The 22057-nt window shown below is 64.4% G+C and carries 20 protein-coding genes and 1 tRNA gene; 17 read left to right on the top strand and 4 right to left on the bottom strand.

Annotated elements, in window-relative coordinates; translation table 11 throughout:
- The first annotated feature begins 7 nt into the window (after positions 1–7).
- From nuoE to GAK28_RS05070, 12 genes are all read left to right on the top strand, one after another.
- On the top strand, positions 8–535 hold the full coding sequence (nuoE, locus tag GAK28_RS05125) for an NADH-quinone oxidoreductase subunit NuoE (protein WP_291775922.1): 528 nt from the start codon (positions 8–10) through the stop codon (positions 533–535).
- A gap of 10 nt (positions 536–545) precedes the next feature.
- Positions 546–1889, top strand: a complete 1344-nt coding sequence (gene nuoF / locus GAK28_RS05120) for an NADH-quinone oxidoreductase subunit NuoF (RefSeq protein WP_291775921.1) — start codon at positions 546–548, stop codon at positions 1887–1889.
- Positions 1886–4201, top strand: a complete 2316-nt coding sequence (gene nuoG / locus GAK28_RS05115) for an NADH-quinone oxidoreductase subunit NuoG (RefSeq protein ID WP_291775920.1) — start codon at positions 1886–1888, stop codon at positions 4199–4201. The genes nuoF and nuoG overlap by 4 nt, the downstream gene beginning before the upstream one ends.
- A 3-nt stretch (positions 4202–4204) precedes the next feature.
- On the top strand, positions 4205–5227 hold the full coding sequence (gene nuoH / locus GAK28_RS05110) for an NADH-quinone oxidoreductase subunit NuoH (protein ID WP_291775919.1): 1023 nt from the start codon (positions 4205–4207) through the stop codon (positions 5225–5227).
- A 6-nt stretch (positions 5228–5233) separates the two neighbouring features.
- Positions 5234–5725 (top strand): NADH-quinone oxidoreductase subunit NuoI, encoded by a 492-nt coding sequence (nuoI, locus tag GAK28_RS05105; RefSeq protein ID WP_291775918.1) that lies wholly within the window; start codon positions 5234–5236, stop codon positions 5723–5725.
- A 20-nt stretch (positions 5726–5745) separates the two neighbouring features.
- Entirely contained in the window at positions 5746–6402 is a 657-nt protein-coding gene (locus tag GAK28_RS05100) for an NADH-quinone oxidoreductase subunit J (RefSeq protein ID WP_291775916.1), read from the top strand.
- On the top strand, positions 6399–6704 hold the full coding sequence (nuoK, locus tag GAK28_RS05095; protein ID WP_166947070.1) for an NADH-quinone oxidoreductase subunit NuoK: 306 nt from the start codon (positions 6399–6401) through the stop codon (positions 6702–6704). Before GAK28_RS05100 ends, nuoK begins: the two co-directional genes overlap by 4 nt.
- A 4-nt stretch (positions 6705–6708) precedes the next feature.
- On the top strand, positions 6709–8742 hold the full coding sequence (nuoL, locus tag GAK28_RS05090) for an NADH-quinone oxidoreductase subunit L (protein ID WP_291775912.1): 2034 nt from the start codon (positions 6709–6711) through the stop codon (positions 8740–8742).
- Between the two features lie 14 nt (positions 8743–8756).
- Positions 8757–10268 (top strand): NADH-quinone oxidoreductase subunit M, encoded by a 1512-nt coding sequence (locus tag GAK28_RS05085; protein ID WP_291775910.1) that lies wholly within the window; start codon positions 8757–8759, stop codon positions 10266–10268.
- A 14-nt stretch (positions 10269–10282) separates the two neighbouring features.
- Positions 10283–11743, top strand: coding sequence for an NADH-quinone oxidoreductase subunit NuoN (gene nuoN / locus GAK28_RS05080; RefSeq protein WP_291775909.1), 1461 nt, complete (start codon positions 10283–10285; stop codon positions 11741–11743).
- 100 nt (positions 11744–11843) lie between these two features.
- Positions 11844–11920, top strand: a tRNA-Met gene (locus GAK28_RS05075).
- A gap of 188 nt (positions 11921–12108) precedes the next feature.
- Positions 12109–12567, top strand: coding sequence for a YccF domain-containing protein (locus GAK28_RS05070; protein ID WP_291775907.1), 459 nt, complete (start codon positions 12109–12111; stop codon positions 12565–12567).
- Between the two features lie 237 nt (positions 12568–12804).
- Here GAK28_RS05070 and GAK28_RS05065 read toward each other — a convergent pair whose 3' ends face one another.
- On the bottom strand, positions 12805–13578 hold the full coding sequence (locus tag GAK28_RS05065) for a helix-turn-helix transcriptional regulator (protein WP_291775905.1): 774 nt from the start codon (positions 13576–13578) through the stop codon (positions 12805–12807).
- Positions 13579–13669: 91 nt separating this feature from the next.
- Here GAK28_RS05065 and GAK28_RS05060 point away from each other — a divergent pair, with 91 nt between their 5' ends.
- Both GAK28_RS05060 and GAK28_RS05055 read left to right on the top strand, forming a co-directional pair.
- Entirely contained in the window at positions 13670–14422 is a 753-nt protein-coding gene (locus GAK28_RS05060) for an alpha/beta hydrolase (RefSeq protein WP_291775903.1), read from the top strand.
- 507 nt (positions 14423–14929) lie between these two features.
- Entirely contained in the window at positions 14930–17179 is a 2250-nt protein-coding gene (locus GAK28_RS05055) for a protease pro-enzyme activation domain-containing protein (protein WP_291775900.1), read from the top strand.
- A gap of 1017 nt (positions 17180–18196) precedes the next feature.
- Here the strand turns inward: GAK28_RS05055 and GAK28_RS05050 are convergent.
- Together GAK28_RS05050 and GAK28_RS05045 are read right to left on the bottom strand one after the other, a co-directional pair.
- Positions 18197–18514 carry a hypothetical protein gene (locus GAK28_RS05050; protein WP_291775898.1) on the bottom strand — a complete coding sequence of 106 codons (318 nt, stop codon included), beginning with the start codon at positions 18512–18514 and terminating at the stop codon, positions 18197–18199.
- Positions 18504–18785 carry a hypothetical protein gene (locus tag GAK28_RS05045; protein WP_291775895.1) on the bottom strand — a complete coding sequence of 94 codons (282 nt, stop codon included), beginning with the start codon at positions 18783–18785 and terminating at the stop codon, positions 18504–18506. Before GAK28_RS05045 ends, GAK28_RS05050 begins: the two co-directional genes overlap by 11 nt.
- Before the next feature lie 697 nt (positions 18786–19482).
- Between GAK28_RS05045 and GAK28_RS05040 the strand changes: the two genes are divergently transcribed.
- The 3 genes from GAK28_RS05040 to GAK28_RS05030 all read left to right on the top strand — a co-directional run bounded on the left by GAK28_RS05040 (position 19483) and on the right by GAK28_RS05030 (position 20847).
- Positions 19483–19908: a hypothetical protein gene (locus tag GAK28_RS05040; RefSeq protein WP_291775893.1), complete on the top strand. Its 426-nt coding sequence runs from the start codon at positions 19483–19485 to the stop codon at positions 19906–19908.
- Between the two features lie 8 nt (positions 19909–19916).
- Entirely contained in the window at positions 19917–20429 is a 513-nt protein-coding gene (locus GAK28_RS05035) for a 2'-5' RNA ligase family protein (protein ID WP_291775891.1), read from the top strand.
- Positions 20430–20547: 118 nt separating this feature from the next.
- The gene (locus tag GAK28_RS05030; RefSeq protein WP_291775888.1) at positions 20548–20847 is read left to right on the top strand and encodes a HigA family addiction module antitoxin; all 300 of its coding nucleotides are present in this window, start codon (positions 20548–20550) and stop codon (positions 20845–20847) included.
- 3 nt (positions 20848–20850) lie between these two features.
- Here GAK28_RS05030 and GAK28_RS05025 read toward each other — a convergent pair whose 3' ends face one another.
- Positions 20851–21996: a diguanylate cyclase gene (locus GAK28_RS05025; protein ID WP_291775885.1), complete on the bottom strand. Its 1146-nt coding sequence runs from the start codon at positions 21994–21996 to the stop codon at positions 20851–20853.
- Between the last annotated feature and the right edge of the window lie 61 nt (positions 21997–22057).

Below are 22057 nucleotides of genomic sequence, written 5' to 3'. Positions count from 1 at the left end.
CAGAATCATGAAAGCCACCGGTCATTTCGAGCAGGTGAAGGACGTCGATCCGATCGCCGTGCTCAACGATCACACCCGGCAGCACATCGACCACTGGGTCGGCAAGTTCCCGCCGGATCGTAAGCGCTCGGCGCTCATCCAGTCGCTCATGGCGGCGCAGGAGCAGAACCAGGGCTACCTCACCGACGAGCTGATCACCGCCGTCGCCAAGTACCTCGACCTGCCGCCGATCTGGGCCTACGAGGTCGCAAGCTTCTATTCGATGTTCGAGACGACCCCCGTGGGCCGCAACAACGTCGCCATCTGCACCAACATCTCGTGCTGGCTCAACGGCGCCGAAGATCTCGTGCGCCATTGCGAGAAGAAGCTGGGCATCAAGACCGGCGAGAGCACCGCCGACGGCCGCATCTACCTCAAGCAGGAAGAGGAATGCCTGGCCGCGTGCGCGGGCGGTCCGATGATGGTCGTCAACGGTCATTACCACGAGAAGCTGACGGCCGAAAAGCTCGACGCGATCCTCGACGGTCTGAAGTGAGGTAAGGGCAATGGCTAGCACCACCGGTCCGGTCGGACCCGCTCCCAAGGAACACCAGGTCGTCTACACGACCCTGCATTTCGAAAAGCCGTGGTCTCTCGAAAGCTACGAGAAGGTCGACGGCTGGAAAGCGTGGAAGAAAATCCTCGCCGAGAAGCCCGATCCGGGCGAGATCATCGAAGAACTCAAGAAGAGCTCGCTGCGTGGCCGCGGCGGCGCTGGCTTCCCGACCGGCCTGAAGTGGTCGTTCATGCCGCGCAACGCGCCGGGCCAGAAGTACATCCTCTGCAACTCGGACGAATCCGAACCGGGCACCTGCAAGGATCGCGACATCCTGCGCTTCAACCCGCACTCGGTGCTGGAAGGCCTGGCCATCGCCTGCTACTGCACGGGTTCGACGGTCGCCTACAACTACCTGCGCGGTGAGTTCCACCACGAGCCGTTCGAGCACATCGAGGAAGCCTTGAAGGAAGCCTACGCGGCCGGCCTGCTGGGCAAGAACATCGGTGGTTCGGGCGTGGACGTCGACATCTACAACGCCCTCGGCGCCGGTGCGTACATCTGCGGCGAAGAAACCGCGCTGATGGAATCGCTCGAAGGCAAGAAGGGCCAGCCGCGCTTCAAGCCGCCGTTCCCGGCCGGTTTCGGCCTGTACGGCCGCCCGACCACGATCAACAACACCGAGACCTACGCCTCGGTGCCGGCGATCCTGCGTAACGGCGCGGAGTGGTTCCTCAACATCGGCAAGCCCAACAACGGCGGCCCGAAGATCTTCTCGGTCTCCGGCCACGTGAACAACCCGGGCAACTTCGAAATCAAGCTCGGCACCCCGTTCTCCGAATTGCTGGAGATGGCGGGCGGTGTCCGCAACGGCCACAAGCTGAAGGCGGTCATCCCGGGCGGCTCCTCCATGAAGGTGCTGCCGGCCGAGAAGATGATGGAATGCACGATGGACTACGACTCGCTGCAGAAGGCGGGTTCGGGTCTGGGTTCGGGCGCCGTCATCGTGATGGACGAGAAGACCTGCATGGTCCGCGCCTGCCATCGCATCTCGCGCTTCTACATGGCCGAATCGTGCGGCCAGTGCACCCCGTGCCGCGAAGGCACCGGCTGGATGCACCGCGTGCTGTCGCGCATCGTGGAAGGCAAGGGCACGCAGGACGACCTGCACCGCCTGAAGGCCGTGGCCGGCCAGATCGAAGGCCACACCATCTGCGCCTTCGGCGAAGCGGCCGCCTGGCCGGTGCAGGGCTTCCTGCACCACTTCTGGCACGAATTCGAATACTACGTGGAGCATGGCCGTTCGATCGTCGACGGTCCGGCTGACACGGTCACCACTGGAGTCGCTGCATGAGTGCGCAGCCCGTAGCCAATGCCGCGCCGGATCTCGTCAGTATCGAGATCGACGGCGTTCCGGTGCAGGTAGCCAAGGGGTCGATGATCATCCAGGCGGCGGATGCCGTCGGCATCGCCATTCCGCGCTTCTGCTACCACCGCAAGCTCCCGATCGCCGCCAACTGCCGCATGTGCCTGGTGGAAATCGAGAAGATGCCCAAGCCGGCGCCGGCCTGCGCCACGCCGGTGGGCGAGGGCATGAAGGTCTTCACGCGTTCGGACAAGGCGCTCAAGTCGCAGCGCAACGTGATGGAGTTCCTGCTCATCAACCACCCGCTCGACTGCCCGATCTGCGACCAGGGCGGCGAGTGCGAACTGCAGGACATCTCGCTCGGCTACGGCCGTTCGGTGTCCCGCTACGTCGAGCGCAAGCGCACGGTGGCCGATGAAAACCTCGGCCCCCTGATCGCCACCGAGATGACCCGCTGCATCCAGTGCACGCGCTGCGTCCGCTTCACCAGCGAGATCGCCGGCACGTACGAACTGGGTGGCATGAGCCGCGGCGAAAACCTCGAGATCGGCACCTACATCGGCAAGACGATCGAGAGCGAACTATCGGGCAACATCATCGACGTCTGCCCGGTCGGCGCGCTGACCAACAAGCCGTTCCAGTTCCAGGCCCGCGCCTGGGAGCTGATCGCGCGCCCGTCCGTCGCCTACCACGACGCGCTGGGTTCCAACCTGTGGATGCACACCCGTCGCGGCGAAGTGCTGCGCAACGTGCCGCGCGACAACGAGACGATCAACGAGTGCTGGCTGTCCGACCGTGACCGCTACAGCCACCAGGGTCTGTACGCGGCCGACCGCGTCAAGGCGCCGATGGTCAAGCGCAACGGCCAGTGGTCCACCACGACCTGGGAAGACGCCCTGTCCGTCGCGAAGGAAGCGCTCAAGAGCGTCGCCGGCAGCGACCTCGGCGTGCTCGTCCACGGTGCCACGTCGAACGAGGAGGGCGAGCTGATCGTCCGTCTCGCCCGTGGCCTGGGCAGCGCCCATGTCGATCACCGCCTGCGCCAGATCGACTTCGCCGACAACGCCTTCGCCAAGCCCTTCGCGTCGACGATCGCCTCGTTCGACACGATCAAGTCCGCGCTGCTGGTCGGTTCCGACCTGCGCCACGAAGTGCCGCTGCTCAACCATCGCGTCCGCCAGGCCGTGAAGAAGGGCGCGAAGGTCTACGCCGTCAACCCGGCGCACTTCCGCTTCAACTACCCGCTGGCCGGTGAAGCCGTGGCCGCGCCGCACGCGCTGGTCGACGAACTGCTGAAGCTCGCCAAGGCTGCCGCCGAGAATGGCGCGACGCTGCCGGAATCGATCGCCGCCGCCGTCAACGGCGCCGCCACGACCGACGCCCACCGCGATGCCTTCAAGGGCCTCTCGGTCGACGGTTCGGTGGTGATCCTCGGCCACGCCGCGGTGACCCATCCGGAAGCCTCGTGGCTGCGTGCCATCGCTCGCTTCATCGCGCAGGCCGCTGGTGCCGCCTTCAACGAACTGCCGGTCGGCGCCAACGCCATCGGCCTGTCGTCGGTGGGCGTGCTGCCGAGCGCTGGCGGTCTGGATGCCCGCGCCATGCTGGCCCAGCCGCGCAAGGGCTACATCCTCTACAACGTCGAGCCGCCGCACGACTTCGCCGACGGCGCCCTCGCGCAGCAGGCGATGCATTCGGCGCAGACCGTGGTGGCGTTCGCCGCCTACGCCAGCGACGCGCTCAAGGACTCGGCGGACGTGATCCTGCCGATCGCCCTGACGCCGGAACTGGACGGCACGCTGGTCAACGTCGAAGGCACGGCCCAGGCCGTGGCCGCCGGCGCCAAGGCACCGGGCGACGCTCGCCAGGGCTGGAAGGTCCTGCGTGCGCTGGGTGGCCTGCTCGGTGTCGCCGGTTTCGAGTTCGACGACCTCGCCGGTCTGCGTGACGGCCTGACCGGACGCGGCAGCGAAACCCGCTCGCAGCTCGCCACGCGCACTTCGGGCGTGTCGTTCTCGCGCCTCGCCACGACGCCGATCTATCGCGGCGACGCGGTGCTGCGTCGCGCCGGTGCGCTGAACTCGCATCCGCTGAACCGCGCCGCCGCCATCCGCATCAATGCGGAAGAGGCCGGCAAGCTTGGCTTGACCGAAGGCGGCAACGCTCGCATCGGCGACGCGATCCTGCCGGTGGCCATCGATGCCTCGGTGCCTGCCGGCGCCGCGTGGATCGAAGCCGCGCATTCCGAAACCGCGATGCTCCCGCCGTATGGCGCGGCCATCTCCCTGAGCAAGGCGTAACCCATGGCCGATCAACTCTTCGACCACATCTTGCTGCCGGTGCTCTACATCCTGGCGATCGTGCTGCCGCTGGTCATCGGCGTCGCACTTTACGTCTGGTGGGAGCGCAAGGTGCTCGGCTGGATGCACGTCCGCATGGGACCCAACAAGGTCGGTCCTGCCGGCCTGTTGCAGGCCTTCGCCGACGTCGTGAAGCTGCTCCTTAAGGAAGTGGTGCTCCCGACCAACGCGAACAAGGCGCTCTACTACCTGGCTCCGCTGCTGGCCCTCGTGCCCGCGCTGGCGGCCTGGGCAGTGGTGCCCTTCAGCCCGGGCGTGGTGCTCGCCAACGTCAATGCCGGCGTGCTTTACCTGCTGGCCATGACCTCGATGGGCGTCTACGGCATCATCCTCGCCGGTTGGTCCTCCAACTCGCGCTACGCGATGCTCGGCGCCATGCGCGCCGCGGCGCAGGTGATCTCGTACGAACTGTCGATGGGCATGTCCATCGTCTGCGTGCTGGTGCTCACCGGCAGCCTGAACCTCACGGCTATCGTCGACGCGCAGCAGGGCGGCTTCTTCAGCTGGTACTGGATTCCGCTGCTGCCGGTGTTCGTCATCTACTTCGTCTCCGGCGTCGCGGAAACCAACCGCGCCCCGTTCGACGTGGCCGAGGGCGAATCCGAAATCGTGGCCGGTTTCCACGTGGAATACTCCGGCTCGCCGTTCGCGCTGTTCTTCCTGGCCGAGTACGCCAACATGATCCTGGTCAGCTTCCTGACCTCGATCCTGTTCATGGGCGGCTGGCTGTCGCCGTTCCCGGAAAGCTGGGGCCTCATCGGCCACGGCGGTTTCCACTGGCTGTTCATCAAGGCCTTCTTCTTCGCCTTCCTGTTCCTGTGGTTCCGCGCCAGCTTCCCGCGCTACCGCTACGACCAGATCATGCGCCTCGGCTGGAAGGTCTTCATTCCCATCACCATCGTCTGGGTCCTCGTTGCCGGCTGCATGAAGTACTTCGGCTGGGTCCACATCGGAACGGGAGCCTAAAGAGCCATGTTCCGCGTCATTCATTACTTCAAGAGCCTGCTGCTCCTCGAGCTGTTCAAGGGCATGGGCCTGACCATGCGCTACATGGTCAGCCCCAAGTACACGATGCGCTACCCGATGGAGCACATCCCCAAGTCGAACCGCTTCCGCGGCCTGCACGCCCTGCGTCGCTACGCCAACGGCGAAGAACGCTGCATCGCGTGCAAGCTGTGCGAAGCCGTGTGCCCGGCGCTCGCGATCACCATCGACTCGGCCCCGCGCCCGGAAGACGGCCAGCGTCGCACCACGCGCTACGACATCGACCTGTTCAAGTGCATCTTCTGCGGTTTCTGCGAAGAGAGCTGCCCGGTCGACTCCATCGTCGAGACGCACGTGCACGAGTACCACTTCGAGCACCGTGGCGAAAACGTGGTGACCAAGGGCCAGCTGCTGGCCATCGGTGACCGTTTCGAGCAGGACATCGCTGCCGCCCGCGCGCAGGACGCGGCTTACCGCTGAGCGCCGAAGAGACCTATGCGATGAATACCGATCTGCTCCAACTCATCTGTTTCTACCTCTTCGGCGGCGTGGCGGTCATCGCCAGCCTGATGGTCATCTCGGTGCGCAACACGGTTCATGCCGTGCTGTCCCTGGTGCTGACCTTCTTCAGCATGGCCTGCGTCTGGCTGCTGGCCGAAGCGGAGTTCCTCGCCATCGCCCTCGTCGTCGTCTACGTCGGCGCGGTGATGGTCTTGTTCCTGTTCGTGGTCATGATGCTCGACATCAAGCAGGAGTCCGTGCGCGAAGGCTTCATCCGGTACCTGCCGGTGGGCATCGTGGTCGCGGCCGTCATGCTGGTCGAGATGCTGGCGATGATCGGCGTGAAGGCGATGCACGCCCACACGCTCGGTCCGAACCCGGCCGGCGAGTCGAACGTGGCGTGGCTGGGCAAGGCCCTCTACACCGAGTTCCTGCTGCCGTTCGAAATCGCCGCGCTGATCCTCACCGTGGGTATCGTCGCCGCCGTCGCCCTGACCCTGCGTCAGCGCCTGGGCGTGCGCCACCAGTCCGCCGCGCAGCAGGTTGTCGTCAAGGCCACCGACCGCGTCCGCGTGGTGAAGGTCGCCTCGATCCAGATGGCCTCGGTCGTCCCGGCCCCGGCACCCGCCGAACCGACGCAGGAGAACGCCAAGTGATCACGCTTTCCCATTACATCGTCCTCGGCGCGGTCCTGTTCTGCATCGCCGTCGCCGGACTGTTCATCAACCGCAAGAACGTGATCGTGCTGCTCATGGCGATCGAGCTGATGCTCCTCGCGGTGAACACCAACTTCGTGGCCTTCTCGCGCTTCTTCGGCGACGTGTCCGGCCAGGTCTTCGTGTTCTTCATCCTCACCGTGGCCGCGGCGGAATCCGCCATCGGCCTGGCGATCCTGGTCCTGCTGTTCCGTAATCGCAGCACGATCAACGTCGCCGAAATCGACAGCATGAAGGGTTGATCCGATGAGTCTCTCGCTTTCAATCCTCCTGACGATCGCACTCGCGCCGCTCGCGGGTTCGATCCTTGCCGGCATCTTCGGCAAGGTGATCGGCCGGGCAGGGGCGCATACCGCCACCCTGCTGGGTGTCGCGATCGCCTGCGGCCTGTCGTTCTACGTGCTCTACCAGCTGGTCTTCGGCGGGGCGGACAACTTCAACCAGGATGTCTACACCTGGTTCGAGATCGGCCGCTTCCACGCCTCGGTCGGCTTCATGATCGACCGCCTCACCGCCATGATGATGGTGGTGGTCACCTTCGTGTCGCTGCTGGTGCATCTGTACACCATCGGCTACATGGCGGAAGACCCGGGCTACCAGCGCTTCTTCAGCTACATCTCGCTCTTCACCTTCTCGATGTTGATGCTCGTCATGAGCAACAACTTCATGCAGCTGTTCTTCGGCTGGGAAGCGGTGGGCCTGGTGTCGTACCTGCTGATCGGCTTCTGGTACAAGCGCCCGACGGCGATCTTCGCCAACCTCAAGGCCTTCCTGGTCAACCGCGTCGGTGACTTCGGCTTCCTGCTGGGCATCTCGGCGATCCTGTACTTCCTGGGCACGCTCGACTACCAGACCGCCTTCGACCACGCGCCGGAGCTGGTGGGCAAGACCCTGCAGATCACCCAGAACCACGCCTGGGACGCCGCCACCGTGATCGGCATCCTGCTGTTCATCGGTGCCATGGGCAAGTCGGCCCAGGTCCCGCTGCACGTCTGGCTGCCGGACTCGATGGAAGGCCCGACGCCGATCTCGGCGCTGATCCACGCGGCCACCATGGTGACCGCGGGCATCTTCATGGTCGCCCGCATGTCGCCGATCTTCGAGCTGACCGACACCGCGCTGTCGTTCATCCTCGTGATCGGTTCCACCACCGCGCTGTTCACTGGCCTCATCGGTATCGTGCAGAACGACATCAAGCGCGTCATCGCGTACTCCACGCTCTCGCAGCTGGGCTACATGACCGTCGCGCTCGGCGTGTCCGCCTATAGCGGCGCCGTGTTCCACCTGATGACCCACGCTTTCTTCAAGGCCCTGCTGTTCCTCGGCGCCGGCTCGGTCATCATGGGCATGCACCACGAGCAGGACATGCGCTACATGGGCGGCCTGCGCAAGTACATGCCGGTCACCTGGATCACGATGTGGATCGGTTCGCTGGCTCTGGCCGGCACCCCGTTCTTCTCGGGCTTCTACTCGAAGGACGCCATCATCGAAGCCGTGGGCGAGTCCCATCGCTGGGGTGCCAGCTACGCTTACTTCTGCGTGCTCGCCGGCGTGTTCGTGACCTCGTTCTACAGCTTCCGCCTGCTCTACATGACCTTCCACGGCAAGGAGCGCTTCAAGGTCGAGCACAAGAAGCATGGCCACGGCCATGACGACCACCACGACGACCATGGCCACTACACCCCGGGTGTGCTGGAACATGCGCCGCACGAGTCCCCGTGGGTTGTGACCGTTCCGCTGCTCCTGCTAGCCATTCCGTCCATCGTCATCGGCTGGTTCACCGTCAAGCCGATGCTCTACGGCGGCTGGTTCGGCAAGGCCATCCACGTCGACGAGAAGAACGACGTGCTGGGCGAGCTGGCGCACGAGTTCCATGGCGCGCTGGAAGCCGGCATCCACGGCTTCACCGCCGCGCCGTTCTGGATCGCGTTCGCCGGTTTCGCGGTCGCCACCTACGTCTACCTGTTCAACCCGAAGGTGGCCGACACGGCGAAGACGGCCCTCAAGCCGATCTACGAACTGCTCAACCACAAGTACTGGATCGATGAACTCTACTTCGCGGTCTTCGCGAAGGGCGGCGTCAAGCTGGGCGAAGGCCTGTCGAAGGTGGGCGACACCGCCATCATCGACGGCGCCGTCGTCAACGGCTCGGCGGGTCTGGTCCGCCGCATCGCCGGTGGCGTGCGCCACCTGCAGTCCGGATTCCTCTTCCATTACGCGTTCGCCATGATCCTCGGCCTCATCCTGCTCCTGGGCGGGTACTGGCTGATCGGGCAATAAGGGAAACGAGCTATATGTCGAATCACTTGCTCAGCCTGCTGATCTGGCTCCCGGTCGTCGGCGCCATCCCGGTGCTGCTGGCCGGCTCCGGTCGCCCAGGCCTCGCCCGCTGGATCTCGCTGCTGGTGGCGGTCGCCACGTTCGCCGCCAGTCTGGCCCTCCTGCCTGCCTACGATGCCGCTACCGGCACGCTTCAGCTCACCGAATCGATGAGCTGGATCCCGTCCCTGGGCATCAACTACTCGTTGGCCGTCGACGGCATCTCCGTCGCGCTGATCGTCCTGACCACGTTCACCCAGATCCTGGTGATCGTGGGCGCATGGGAAGTCATCCAGAACAAGCCGCATCAGTACATGGCTGCGATGCTGATCCTGGAAGGCCTCATGATCGGCGTGTTCTGCGCCACCGACGCGCTGCTGTTCTACGTGTTCTTCGAAGCCATGCTGATCCCGATGTTCATCATCATCGGTATCTGGGGTGGTCCGCGCCGCGTGTACGCGACGCTGAAGTTCTTCATCTACACGTTCTTCGGCTCGATCTTCATGCTGGTCGGCCTGCTGTACCTGTATCACAAGACCGGCGGCAGCTTCGCGCTGGCCGACATGGCCAATGTCCACCTGACCCTCACGGAGCAGAGCTGGCTGTTCTTCGCCTTCCTCATCGCCTTCGCGGTGAAGGTGCCGATGGTGCCGGTGCATACCTGGCTGCCGGACGCCCACGTGGAAGCGCCTACCGGCGGTTCGGTGGTGCTGGCGGCGGTGATGCTGAAGATCGGTGGCTACGGCTTCCTGCGTTTCAGCCTGCCCATCGTGCCGGATGCCTCGCACCAGTTCTCCTGGCTGATCATCGTCCTGTCGCTCATCGCGGTCTGCTACATCGGCTACATCGCGCTGGTCCAGCAGGACATGAAGAAGCTGGTGGCCTACTCGTCGATCGCCCACATGGGTTTCGTCACCCTGGGTATCTTCATCGGCTTCATGCTGGTGCGTGAATCGCAGAATCCTGACGCAGCTCGCCTGGGCATGCAGGGCGCGATGGTCCAGATGATTTCGCACGGCTTCATCTCCGGCGCGATGTTCAGCTGCATCGGCGTGCTCTACGACCGCCTGCATTCGCGTCAGATCAAGGACTACGGCGGCGTCATCAACGTGATGCCGATCTTCGCCCCGTTCTACGTGCTGTTCGCCATGGCCAACAGCGGCCTGCCGGGCACCAGCGGTTTCGTCGGCGAATTCATGGTCATCCTGGCCGCGTTCTCCGCCAACCCCTGGATCGCGCTGTTCGCGGCCTTCACCCTGATCATCGGCGCGGCCTACACCCTGTGGATGGTCAAGCGCGTGCTGTGGGGCGACATCACCAACCCGCACGTGAAGGAACTCACCGACGTCAACGGTCGTGAGATCTTCATGCTCTCCGCGTTTGCTGCCGGTGTGCTGCTGTTCGGCATCTGGCCGGAGCCGCTGGTCCACCTGATGGATGCGTCGGTCGCTCGGATTGTCGAGCAGCTGGCCATTTCGAAAGTCTGAGCGGGAATTACTCCATGCCTGGTATCAATGACATCGTAACCCTGCTCCCCGAGGTGTACCTCGTGGTCGCGGCCTGCGTGCTGCTCCTTCTGGACGCCTTCCTCAAGCCGTCGCAGAAGGACGCCGTGCACTGGCTGTCGGTCCTCGTGCTCCTCGTCGGCGCCTACCTCGTGGTGAGCGGCCAGCCGGCCGGTGGCGCCACCGCCTTCAACGGCATGTTCGTCCGCGACGGCGTGTCCGAGATCCTGAAGACGTTCTCGCTGGTGGTCACCGCGGTGATCTTCATCTACGCGAGGCCGTACCTGAAGGATCGCGCGATTCCGTTCGGCGAGTTCTACACGCTCAGCATCTTCGCCAGCGTCGGCATCATGTTCCTGGTGTCCGCCGGTAGCCTGGTCACCGTGTACCTCGGCCTCGAACTGCTCACGCTGTCGTCGTACGCCCTGGTCGCACTGAACCGCGATTCGGGCTTGTCGTCGGAAGCCGCGATCAAGTACTTCGTGCTGGGCGCGCTCGCCTCGGGCATGCTGCTGTACGGCATGTCGATGGTCTACGGCGCCACGCACAGCCTCGACCTGCGCACGATCCACGCCGCCATCGTCGGTACGGAGTGGAAGACCCTGCTGCTGTTCGGCCTGGTCTTCATGATCGTCGGCATCGGCTTCAAGCTCGGCGCCGCGCCGTTCCACATGTGGATCCCGGACGTCTACCAGGGCTCGCCGACCGCCGTCACCGTGTTCATCGGTTCGGCGCAGAAGCTCGCCGCGTTCGGCATGGCCTACCGCCTGCTGTCCACCGGCATGGGTGACATCGCCGGCGGTACGACGGGTCTCGCTCCGCAGTGGCAGCTGATGCTTGCCGTGCTGGCCGTGATCTCGCTGGCCATCGGTAACCTCGTCGCCCTCGTGCAGACCAACCTCAAGCGCGTCCTGGCCTACTCGACCATCTCGCACATGGGTTACCTGATGCTGGGCCTGGTCAACGCCGGTCCGGAAGGCTACTCGGCCTCGATGTTCTACGCCGTCAGCTACGCGCTCACCAGCGCCGCCGCGTTCGGCATGCTCATCGTGCTATCGCGTGCCGGCTTCGAGTGCGAAGAAGTGGACGATCTCAAGGGCCTGAACCAGCGTTCGCCGTGGTTCGCCTTCATGATGCTGCTGGTGATGTTCTCGCTGGCTGGCGTGCCGCCGCTCTTCGGCTTCTACGGCAAGCTGCTGGTGCTGAAGGCTGCCGTCGACGCGGGCATGCTGTGGCTGGCCATCGTCGGTGCCGTGTTCGCCATCATCGGCTTGTACTACTACCTGCGCGTGGTGAAGGTCATGTACTTCGATGCGCCGAACGAGGCCGTCGACGTGCGTGCCACGCCGGACGTCACGTCGCGTTGGGTGTTGTCCATCAACGCCATCGCGCTGCTGGTGCTGGGCTTCACCTGGGCACCGCTGTTCGCGTGGTGCCAGAAGGCGTTCGCGGGCTGAGCCCGCGAGCGTTCGCAAAGTTATTCGCTCTTTTTTTCACAAAGATGTAAGAAAGGGCTTGCAAGAAACCGGCCACATAGCTATACTTTTTTGACTCTGATGCGGGGTGGAGCAGTCTGGCAGCTCGTCGGGCTCATAACCCGAAGGTCGTAGGTTCGAATCCTACCCCCGCTACCAGTTTTCTTTAAAACGGCGTGATCCTCGGATCGCGCCGTTTTTTTTTGTGGTCACGACATATGGCGATTCGTGGGAATCGCACATCGACACCACGCCCGTTTTGCGACGTTGATCCAAGGCCAACCATTGGCACTTTGTCGCGCACCGTCGCCGGTCTAATGTATGGGCCAGTCCACAGGGAGCGGCTCATGAAAACGATCGGAAACCTTATCTGGTTCATTTGCGGCGGCCTGGTGATGGGGCTTGGTTGGTGGCTGGCGGGCCTCATCGCCATGATCACCATTGTCGGTATTCCCTGGGCGCGCTCCTGCTTCGTGATCGGGTCGTTCGCGTTCTTCCCGTTCGGCAAGGAGGCCGTGGACCGGCGAGAGTTGTCGGGGCAGGGCGATATCGGTACCAGCCCGCTCGGCACCCTGGGCAACATCATCTGGTTCGTGTTCGCGGGCCTTTGGCTCGCCATCGGCCATGTCTGCTCGGCCGTGGCCTGCTGCGTGACGATCATCGGCATCCCGTTCGGCTGGCAGCACCTGAAGCTTGCCGGCATCGCCCTGGCTCCGATCGGTAAGACCGTGGTCAGCGTGGACGTGGCGGCGGCGTCGCGTCGGATGCATGCCGAGGCGACGGTGAGCCGGATGCGCGGCTTCTAACGTCTGGTCGAACATCCCTGCTCGGATGGCCTCTGGCGCCAAAAGTGGCGAAAGGCTATACTCGTCGACCGGGGAAGAGGAGAGCGCACTCTTTGACCTCGGCTGGACGCGGGTAAACCCGCTGACGGTGGAGCAGGTAAAGGCCGAACTGTGTTCTCCGTCACCAGTTATCTCAGAAGCGCTGACCAAGGTCAGCGCTTTTTTCTTGCCTGTCGTTCGGCAAGACGCCGGTGAGGGCTACATGTCCATGTACTGGCTTGGCGCGACACCGAGCGCATGCCGGAAGGCCGCCGTGAAGGCGCTGGCACTGCCGTAGCCCAGATCGAACGCGATGCGGGTCACCGATTGTCCCTCGCCCAGTCGGGCCATGGCCGCCAGAAGGCAGGCTTGCTGCCGCCACGCAGCGAAACTCATGCCGGTGTCTTCGCGGAATGCTCGCGTGAACGCTCGACGGCTCATGCCCGCACGGGCGGCCATGTCGTCGATTCGCACCGCGATGGACGGTGAGGCGAAGACGCCATGGCAAGCGCGTGCCAGGCGCGGGTCGAGCGGCAGCGGCGCATGCAATGGCAGGCGTGGCATCGAAGCGATTTCCGCGACCAGCAATGCCATCAGTTTGCCGGCGCGCCCATCGACATCGTAGAGCGCGGGCAGGTCGATCGCGTCCTCGATCAATTGCCTCAGCAAGGGCGATACCCCGTAGACCTCGCAGCGGCCTGGCATGCCGGCCGCGCGTGCGTCATCCGATGCGAGAAAGACGTTGAGCATTGTGACCGGGCCGCCCATGGTCATGTCGTGCGCCACGCCGGCCGGCACCCAGCATGCGCGTCGCGGTGGTACCAGCCAGCGTCCCATGGGCGTGGTGACGCTGATGGTGCCGCGCGAGGCGTAGGCGAATTGACCGCGACGATGCGAATGCATAGGGAACGTGCTGCCCGGGGCATGCTCGTTGGCGGTCACCACCACGGCGCGAGGCAGGTCTTCGTACGGATCGAGCAGGGTATGGCGCATGGCCCGAATTCTATAGTGATCGACCCGGTGTCGATGGCGGGCAGGGCGGCTGTCCACGACGATGGCGTCCCTTGAATATGGAGAAGGTCCTATGTCCGCGACGACGCATCGCGTAGGGCACGGTGAGCATCCGGTGATCGCCCTGCATGGCTGGTTCGGCGACGCTCGCTCGTTCGAGCCGATGGAGCCTTGGCTGTCCCGCGACACGTTCAGCTACGTGTTCATGGATTACCGGGGATACGGCGCCAGGTGGGACGTCGTCGGCGCCTACACCATCGACGAGATCGCCATCGATATCCTGTCGCTGGCGGATGAGCTGGGGTTCGACAGCTTCAGCCTGATAGGGCATTCCATGGGAGGCATGGTGCTCGAAAAGGTCGCGATTCTCGCGCCCGGCCGAATACGCCGCCTCGTCGCCATCGCGCCGGTACCTGCCACAGGTATGCGCTACGACGCCTCCACCCGCGATGTCCTCGATCGGGCCTGCGGCGACGCCTCCCTGCGACGCGCGATCATCGATCGCAGCACGGGGGGGCGTCTCCCGGCATCCTGGCTGGACTGGAAAGTCGCTTACTCGCTATCGACGAGCACGCCCGAGGCGTTCGCCGCGTATCTTCGCGCCTGGACGGATACCGACGTCAGCGCGCAGGTCGTCGACCGACATCGCATGAAGCTTCTCGTGGGCGAACACGATCCCGTCTTCGACCACGCACTTATGACGCGGACGTACCTGCGCCTTCATCCCCAGGCCTCATGCGAGGTGCTGCGAAACGCAGGTCATTACCCGATGAATGAAACACCGCTCGCCCTCGTATCGGCCATCGAGGCCTTCCTGGGGGCGTGATGTCTGATGGGGTCAGTGGCCCGGATCGTCGGGGATGCGGTTCACGACCGGCTAGTGGGTGCCGGGCGTGTTTTCGACGAGGGTTGACCATCCTGGAAGGGGGCAGGATGCACTTGCCCGGATGGACTTCGAAACAAATCACGGCAAGAGCGTATGGATATGCGAATGCGTCGATGCCGACGCATCGGTTGGCCAGGGGTAAGGGCGTCTGTACGTCCATGAATGAAGTGCCTTGTTTTGCGGGGTGCATCACGTCCGTGTGTCACGCCGATGAAGGTCATCATCTATTGAAAGTTTCAAGAAAGATTCGTCGCCGTTTGTTGACGTGGGCACGGGGGAGGAGCGGTAGGTCGGTGGGGCGTCGCGATTTCCTGCGGTAAGCGTTTCGGGGGCAGGGGATGCGTCGTTCGGATGGGACAGGGAAGGTGCCGTCAGTCCGGCTCGCCAGCAGTGCCAGCGTCTTTCGCATTCGCGAAAGGCAACTTACGGGCTAACGAAGGACCACACATGAAGATCGATGCATTCGCTTTGGGGGTTACTCGCAAGACGGCGCTGACGCTGGCCGTCGCGCTGGCCATGTCGTCGCTTTCAGCTCACGCCGACGAGGCCTGGGTGTCCACGAATACCCGCGCGGCCATCTCGCCGACGGCGAGCACGCAGGTGCAGGCCGCCAGCACCGCCGCCACGCCGGTCGCCTCCGGCTACACGCTCAATGTCACCGGCTCGCCGCGGATCGACGGCGCGGCGGTCACCGCGCTGGAAGCTGATCACCCGCTGCACGTGGTGGTGAACCTCAAGCTGCGTAACCAGGACGCATTGCAGAAGTTCCTCGCCGGCGTCACCACGCCGGGCAACGCGTTGTTCGGCAAGTTCCTCACGCCCGATCAGTTCAAGAGCCAGTTCGGACCGACGCAGGCCCAGGTCGATGCTGTCGTGGCCCATCTGCAGCAGGCGGGTTTCACCAACATCGAAGTCGCGCCGAACAACCTGCTGATCTCCGCCGACGGTAATGCCGGTGCGGCGACCAACGGTTTCCACACTTCGATCAAGCGCTTCAACGCGAACGGTCGCGAGTTCTTCGCCAACGACGCACCGGCTCTCGTGCCGGCCTCGCTGGGCGATTCGGTAAACGCCGTGCTCGGCCTGCAGAACGTGTCCGTGAAGCACACGCTGCATCACGTCTACAAGCCGGAAAACGTGACGGTGCCGGGACCGGCCGCCAGCACGCAAGCCGCCGCGGCGGTCAGTGCGCATCATCCGCAGGACTTCGCTGCGATCTACGGCGCGTCCGGCGTACCGGCCGCGACCAACACGGTCGTTGGCATCATCACCTGGGGTTCGATCACCCAGACCGTCACCGATCTCAACAGCTTCACCTCGGGCGCGGGTCTTGCCACGGTGAACTCGACGATCAAGAAGGTCGGCAGCGGCACTTTCGCGAACGATACGGATTCCAACGGCGAATGGTCGCTGGACAGCCAGGATATCGTCGGTATCGCGGGTGGCGTCAAGCAGCTGATCTTCTACACCTCGCCCAACGGTGACTCGAACTCGTCGGGCATCACGGATGCTGGCATCACGGCCACCTACAACCAGGCGGTGACCGACAACCTGGCGAAGCTGATCAACGTGTCGCTGGGTGAAGACGAGACGGCCGCGCAGCAGAGCGGTACGCAGTCGGCGGACGATTCGATCTTCCAGCAGGCGGTGGCCCAGGGCCAGACCTTCTCGATCGCTTCGGGCGATGCGGGTGTCTACCAGTGGTCGCAGGATCCGGTGTCGGGTTCGCCGGGCTATGTCGCCAACTCGGCCGGTACGGTGAAAATCGACCTCACGCATTATTCGGTCAGCGAGCCGGCCAGCTCGCCGTACGTGATCCAGGTGGGTGGCACGCAGCTGTCCACCAGTGGCACGACATGGTCGGGTGAGACGGTGTGGAACGAGGGCCTGTCGGCCATCGCGCCGAGCCAGGGCGACAACAACCAGCGCCTGTGGGCGACGGGTGGCGGCACCAGCCTGTACGAAACCGCCCCGTCGTGGCAGTCGGCGGTGTCCAGCTCGACCAAGCGCGTGGGTCCGGACCTTGCGTTCGATGCCGCGTCGTCGTCCGGCGCGCTGATCATCGTCAATGGCCAGACCGAGCAGGTCGGTGGTACGTCGCTGGCGTCGCCGCTGTTCGTCGGTGCGTTCGCGCGTATCGAATCCGCAGCCAACAACAGCATCGGTTTCCCGGCGTCGAAGTTCTACCAGGCCTTCACGACGCAGACCTCGCTGTTGCATGACGTGACCTCGGGCAACAACGGTTACCAGGGTCATGGCTACAACGCGACGACGGGCTTCGACGAAGCGACTGGTTTCGGCAGCTTCGACATCGGCAAGCTCAACACCTATGCCCAGGCCAACTGGGCAACGGGCGGAAACACCGGTGGTGGCGGTAACACCGGCGGCAACGTGCTGCAGAACGGCACGGCGGCCACGGGCCTGTCGGCGGCGAAGAACGGACAGGTGGCCTATACGGTGGTGGTGCCGGCCGGCGCCAGCAACCTGAAGATCGCCATTTCCGGCGGTAGCGGCGATGCCGACCTGTACGTGAAGTTCGGTTCGGCGCCGTCGCTGTCGAGCTATGACTGCCGTCCGTACCTCACGGGCAATGCGGAGTCGTGCAGCTTCGCTTCGCCGCAGGCGGGCACCTACTACATCATGTTGAACGGCTATGCGGCGTTCTCGGGTGTATCGCTGAAGGCGACCTGGAACTGACGAGGTCGATGTGAACGACGGCCACCCGGTGTTTCGGGTGGCCGTTTGCTTTTTGGCGTTTGCTTCGTAGGGGTTGCTCGCCTTCGGCATCGCGTCGGCGCTCGGGCGTGGCTAGTGGAGCCGTCGGGCCGCCGCCGGGGCGCTCCCGCTCCGCCGTCCCTCGGGAAAGGAGGGCCGCTGCGCGGCCCATGTCTTATGGCTGCGCCCCTTCGGGCTCGGGCAGGTGGTCGAGGTTCCTCGACTCGGCATCCTGCCTCGGCGAGGAATGGCGGTCATCCTGACCGCCACCGCTGCGCGGCCTTCTTCGACCACCTACCCTCGGCTCCTCAAGTCGCGCCCCGGCGGCGGCCCGACGGCTCTCCGTACGCTGAGGCACCCTTGTGACAATCGCCGGTGCGATCGGCTCCCACCCTCCGGTAGCAGGTCACCGTTATCTGACTACCGAAGGAGTGGGAGCCGATCGCATCGGCGATGGGTGCTCGCGACCCCGTACACCTGTAGGAGCGCGCTTGCGCGCGATCCGCGAAGCGGCACTCTGGCCCGCTGCCGCGGATCGCGCGCAAGCGCGCTCCTACAGACTTACGCATGCCAGCGGGAGAGAATCCAGAACGCTACCGCACCGGATGTCATCAGGCCCGTGCCGGTCATCGCTATCTGCCTACCGAAGGGTGGGAGCCGATCGCACCGGCGATGAGTTCTCGCGATCCCGTACACCTGTAGGAGCGCGCTTGCGCGCGATCCGCGAAGCGGCACTCTGGCCCGCTGCCGCGGGTCGCGCGCAAGGCGCGCTCCTACACATTACATATGCCAGCGGGAGAGGATCCAGAACGCGACTGCGCCGGATGTCGCCAGGCCCATGCCGGTCATCGCTATCTGCCTACCGAAGGGTGGGAGCCGATCGCATCGGCGATGGGTTCTCGCGATCCCGTACACCTGTAGGAGCGCGCTTGCGCGCGATCCGCGAAGCGGCAATCTGGCCCGCTGCCGCGGGTCGCGCGCAAGGCGCGCTCCTACACATTACATATGCCAGCGGGAGAGGATCCAGAACGCGACTGCGCCGGATGTCGCCAGGCCCATGCCGGTCATGGCGGCGCGAAACAGCAGGAAGGTCGTGTCGTCCGACGGGTGAATCCATACCTGGATCATCAGGTGATCCATCGCCAGCAACGCGACGATGGCGCTGGCGAATGCGGCTACGGCGAATCCTCTCGCACCGCGCCGTGCCGCATTCATCCCGTGCTTCTGATCCACGAAGATCATCACGTTGACCACCATCAAGCCGATGGCGATCGTCGCCTGGATCAGTTCGATGCCCATGCCGTATTCAACCCTCATGCGATACGTCTCCGCGCTGCGGGCTATCGAACAGCACCTGCGTATGCGCTCGCTGCACGCAGATACGGCCCACGGCCATCATCGCGGCGACACCGCCCAAGGCCAGTGACAATTCACGGTGATCTCCCTCGCCTTCGTCATCGCGCATCCATTCGGCCAACAGGCTGGCCGTGCCTTGCGCGTAGGCCAGCCATTCACTCGCCTCGTTGAGCAACGCGTCGGTGGAGGCATCGTCATCCTCCAGAATCCAGCGTTCGTTGGTGTCCTTCATCTCGGGCTCCTTGCGTAGGTGCCGCACCATTTCGCCCAGGTGTGGCACGCCATGCAGGCATGGACGTGCCACGAGTAATGCAATGCCAAGTTGACGTCTTGAAACGCATCGCTCCGGGACGACAAGGGGCTCCGGCGTGTCCGTGAGCGGACGCCGGGCGGCTTGATATCGGAAGTGGTGCGGACTCAGGGCCCCGTGAACCGGCGCGCGGCAACACGCCGGGTGCTTACGGCTTGAGAAAACTCACGGGCGCGGCCGAGGCCGCCGTTCGTCAACCGCGTTCGGGATAGGCCGGAACGGCCCGGGCACCGGAGGGTGGGCCACCGCGGGGAAGCGGCGGGCGGGTGAGTACCGTAGAATGGGTGTTAGCCATTGGGGTGTCCTTTGTCTGAAGGATGACTCGGTGGTTAGCATGCTCTGGGGGCTCCTAACCCCCCAGGGCGTGCGCCCTCACCGCCTTGAAGCGAAGGCTGCCTGCGATACGTGAATCCCATAGCTCAGGCAGCGAGTCAAACGTAGCAAAACAACGAAGAGTTGTCTGTAGGCGTCGCCCGCGAGTTGTCTTCGTCTCCACGGAGTAAGGCGGGTTTTTGATTTCTTGTCGAAAGAGGGTGGCCGTGCCGAGGCCGCTGCTGAAGCGTGGTTGAGGGCGCGCTGCGACGCTTCGCGCTAACATCGTTCGTCCCCGGAACGGAGCGTGCTCGTGCATATCCATGGCGGTTGTCACTGCGGCAATATCGTTTTCGATCTCGCCTGGCCGGAGAGTCTTCCCATTCCGGCGCGGGCCTGCACCTGCGCGTTCTGCCGCAAGCATGCAGCGGTGTGGACGGCGAATCCGGGTGCGTCCCTTGAGGTGCATATCAAGGATGCCTCGCGCGTTTCGCGCCATGCGTTCGAAACGCGTACGGCGGATTTCCATGTGTGCTCGATATGCGGCGTGGTGCCAGTGTGCACCAGCGATATCGACGGGCACCGCTATGCGGTGGTCAACGTGCGTAGCTTCGAAGGCGACGTGCCGGTGACCGATCCCGTATCGGTGAGCTTCGATGGCGAAGGGCAGGGCGATCGGCTTGCTCGCCGTGCGAAGAACTGGATCGGCACGGTGTCGTTCCACGGCGCATGAGTCGCACGTTGCTCGCGCTGCTGGTTCCCGATGCGGAGCCCTGGGTGGGCGAGCTTCGTGCCCGATGCGATCCCTCGGCGAAACTCGGCTTCGCGCCGCACATCACGTTGGTTTATCCGTTCTTCGATAGCGAAGATCTTTCAGCGTCGCGTTTGCGTCGGCTCGACGACGTGGCTGCCATGTACTCCGCCCTGACGTTTGACTTGGACAGGATCGCCACGTTTCCGTCCACGGTGTGGCTAGCTCCCGAGCCATCCGCTCCGATCGCCGCATTGGCGGCTGCGCTGGAAGCCGCCTTTCCCGAAAGGCCACGCGCCACGCGGGAGTTCGACCACTACGTTCCACACCTGTCGGTCGCACGAAATCTCCGTGGCGAGGATGCCGTGGCTGAAATGACGCTTCAGCTGGCGTCACGCCTGCCACTGCCAGGCACGGTGTCGTATGCGTGCCGGGAACTTCACGTGATGCGACGTGACGGGCAGGGGTGGCATTCACTGCATGTTGCCCCGCTGGGTAGTTGACCTACGTAGCTACGGAGGACTCGCCGCTTGGGCGAGAGGATCGGATTCGACATGATCATTTATCGATGATCGATAAATGGTGTGGCATGATCGCATCTTTCGCTGACCGGGATATCGCATGGCAAAGAAACTTCCCCCTGTCCATCCCGGCGAAGTCCTTCGCGAGGATTACATGATCCCGCTAGGGCTGTCCGCCAATGCGCTGGCGATCGCTCTGGGCGTCACCGCCGCGCGCATCAACGAAATCGCCAACGGTCGGCGGGGTATCAGCGCCGATACGGCGTTGAGGCTGGCCCGGTACTTTGGTACCGACGCGCGGAGCTGGCTCAACTTGCAGCAGAACTACGAACTGGAGGTCGCCGAGCGGGAGCTTGGCGGCACCCTGGCGGCGATTCGTCCTCGTCCTCGCGCGGCCTGACGCTCAGGCTACCTCGACCCGATTCCGGCCTGCATTCTTGGCGCGGTACAGCGCGGAGTCGGCCGCCTCGATGAGGCGGTGGAGTTCGGGGCCGACGACGACGGAGACGCCCACGCTGGTGGTGAAGGCGATGGTGCCGCCAGCGAAGTTCGCCAGGGCGTTCTGAATGCGCACGCGTAGCGCCTCGGCCAGTAGGGCGGCGCCGCCGGCGTTGGCGTCGGGCAGCAGGAGCAGGAATTCTTCGCCGCCGTAGCGGGAGAACAGGGCCCGCTCGGGCAGGCCGCCGGTGCGCACGATGTCGGCGAAGTACTTTAGCACGGCGTCACCGCCGGCGTGGCCCCAGTAGTCGTTCACGGCCTTGAAGTTGTCCAGGTCGAAGAGCAGGGCGGCATGGTGGCGGCCGACGGCCATCTTCGGGCCCGATTCCTTCACCAGGGCCGTACGGTTCAGCAGGCCGGTGAGGCCGTCGACCTCGGCGACCCGACGCAGGTCGTGGACCAGGCGCTGGGCCAGCATCAGGGTGAAGCCGGTGCTGAGGAGGAAGGTGCAGAGGATGCCGAACAGGTAGTTCGACGTGGTGAGCATCTGGGCGATCCAGGCGTGGGAGTTGGTCTCAGGAAATAGCGAGACTGCACCACGGGCGAGATAGAAGAAGGTGTCGATCATGAAGACGAAGGCCGTGAAGGCGCAGCTCGTCCGCAATTCCTTCGGTGCCCGGAAGAGGAGCAACCCGATCATCCAGCCATCCCAGAGGATGCTTTTGGCGCCGAAGACGGTGGCCTCCACGGCCTGGGCGGGTGGCCACGCCATGAAGCCGATCTGGATCGCCAGGAAGACCGCCACCACCAGGGCGGGCCCCTGCCAGCGCAGCGGGCGCCCGATGTGTAGGGCGATACCGATCAGCATCGCGGCGTTCGCCACGGCGATCAATACGCTGCCGACAATGGCTGAAAGGAATCCGGCGTTCTCGTCATAGCCCTCGGCCACCCCGGCCAGGGTCAGCAGCCAGAAGGCGGCTGCCCAGATGTGAAGGGCCGCCATCCCGCGCAGCACAAGGCTGAGCAGGGTGAAACTCATTGCGATGGTCACGCCCACCGCCAGGCCGATGATGCCCAGCGTGTGAACGTCCAGATGCGCTGCCGCGTCCATCCTGTCACCCTCGTTCCCCGGCCCCATTCTAGGCCGAGAACGCGTCAGGCGGCGGGAGGTT

Origin of the sequence: Luteibacter sp. (genome assembly GCF_009912395.1) — a bacterium.
Lineage (GTDB): Bacteria > Pseudomonadota > Gammaproteobacteria > Xanthomonadales > Rhodanobacteraceae > Luteibacter.
Note: the sequence above shows the minus strand (reverse complement) of the source record. Positions and strands in the feature narration are given on the sequence as shown.

What these genes read in the sequence shown, in the direction of transcription:
- nuoE (WP_291775922.1), top strand. Translation starts at nt 8, where the DNA reads ATGAAAGCCACCGGTCATTTCGAGCAGGTGAAGGACGTCGATCCGATC.
- nuoF (WP_291775921.1), top strand. Translation starts at nt 546, where the DNA reads ATGGCTAGCACCACCGGTCCGGTCGGACCCGCTCCCAAGGAACACCAG.
- nuoG (WP_291775920.1), top strand. Translation starts at nt 1,886, where the DNA reads ATGAGTGCGCAGCCCGTAGCCAATGCCGCGCCGGATCTCGTCAGTATC.
- nuoH (WP_291775919.1), top strand. Translation starts at nt 4,205, where the DNA reads ATGGCCGATCAACTCTTCGACCACATCTTGCTGCCGGTGCTCTACATC.
- nuoI (WP_291775918.1), top strand. Translation starts at nt 5,234, where the DNA reads ATGTTCCGCGTCATTCATTACTTCAAGAGCCTGCTGCTCCTCGAGCTG.
- GAK28_RS05100 (WP_291775916.1), top strand. Translation starts at nt 5,746, where the DNA reads ATGAATACCGATCTGCTCCAACTCATCTGTTTCTACCTCTTCGGCGGC.
- nuoL (WP_291775912.1), top strand. Translation starts at nt 6,709, where the DNA reads ATGAGTCTCTCGCTTTCAATCCTCCTGACGATCGCACTCGCGCCGCTC.
- GAK28_RS05085 (WP_291775910.1), top strand. Translation starts at nt 8,757, where the DNA reads ATGTCGAATCACTTGCTCAGCCTGCTGATCTGGCTCCCGGTCGTCGGC.
- nuoN (WP_291775909.1), top strand. Translation starts at nt 10,283, where the DNA reads ATGCCTGGTATCAATGACATCGTAACCCTGCTCCCCGAGGTGTACCTC.
- GAK28_RS05070 (WP_291775907.1), top strand. Translation starts at nt 12,109, where the DNA reads ATGAAAACGATCGGAAACCTTATCTGGTTCATTTGCGGCGGCCTGGTG.
- GAK28_RS05065 (WP_291775905.1), bottom strand. Translation starts at nt 13,578, where the DNA reads ATGCGCCATACCCTGCTCGATCCGTACGAAGACCTGCCTCGCGCCGTG.
- GAK28_RS05060 (WP_291775903.1), top strand. Translation starts at nt 13,670, where the DNA reads ATGTCCGCGACGACGCATCGCGTAGGGCACGGTGAGCATCCGGTGATC.
- GAK28_RS05055 (WP_291775900.1), top strand. Translation starts at nt 14,930, where the DNA reads ATGAAGATCGATGCATTCGCTTTGGGGGTTACTCGCAAGACGGCGCTG.
- GAK28_RS05050 (WP_291775898.1), bottom strand. Translation starts at nt 18,514, where the DNA reads ATGAGGGTTGAATACGGCATGGGCATCGAACTGATCCAGGCGACGATC.
- GAK28_RS05045 (WP_291775895.1), bottom strand. Translation starts at nt 18,785, where the DNA reads ATGAAGGACACCAACGAACGCTGGATTCTGGAGGATGACGATGCCTCC.
- GAK28_RS05030 (WP_291775888.1), top strand. Translation starts at nt 20,548, where the DNA reads ATGGCAAAGAAACTTCCCCCTGTCCATCCCGGCGAAGTCCTTCGCGAG.
- GAK28_RS05025 (WP_291775885.1), bottom strand. Translation starts at nt 21,996, where the DNA reads ATGGACGCGGCAGCGCATCTGGACGTTCACACGCTGGGCATCATCGGC.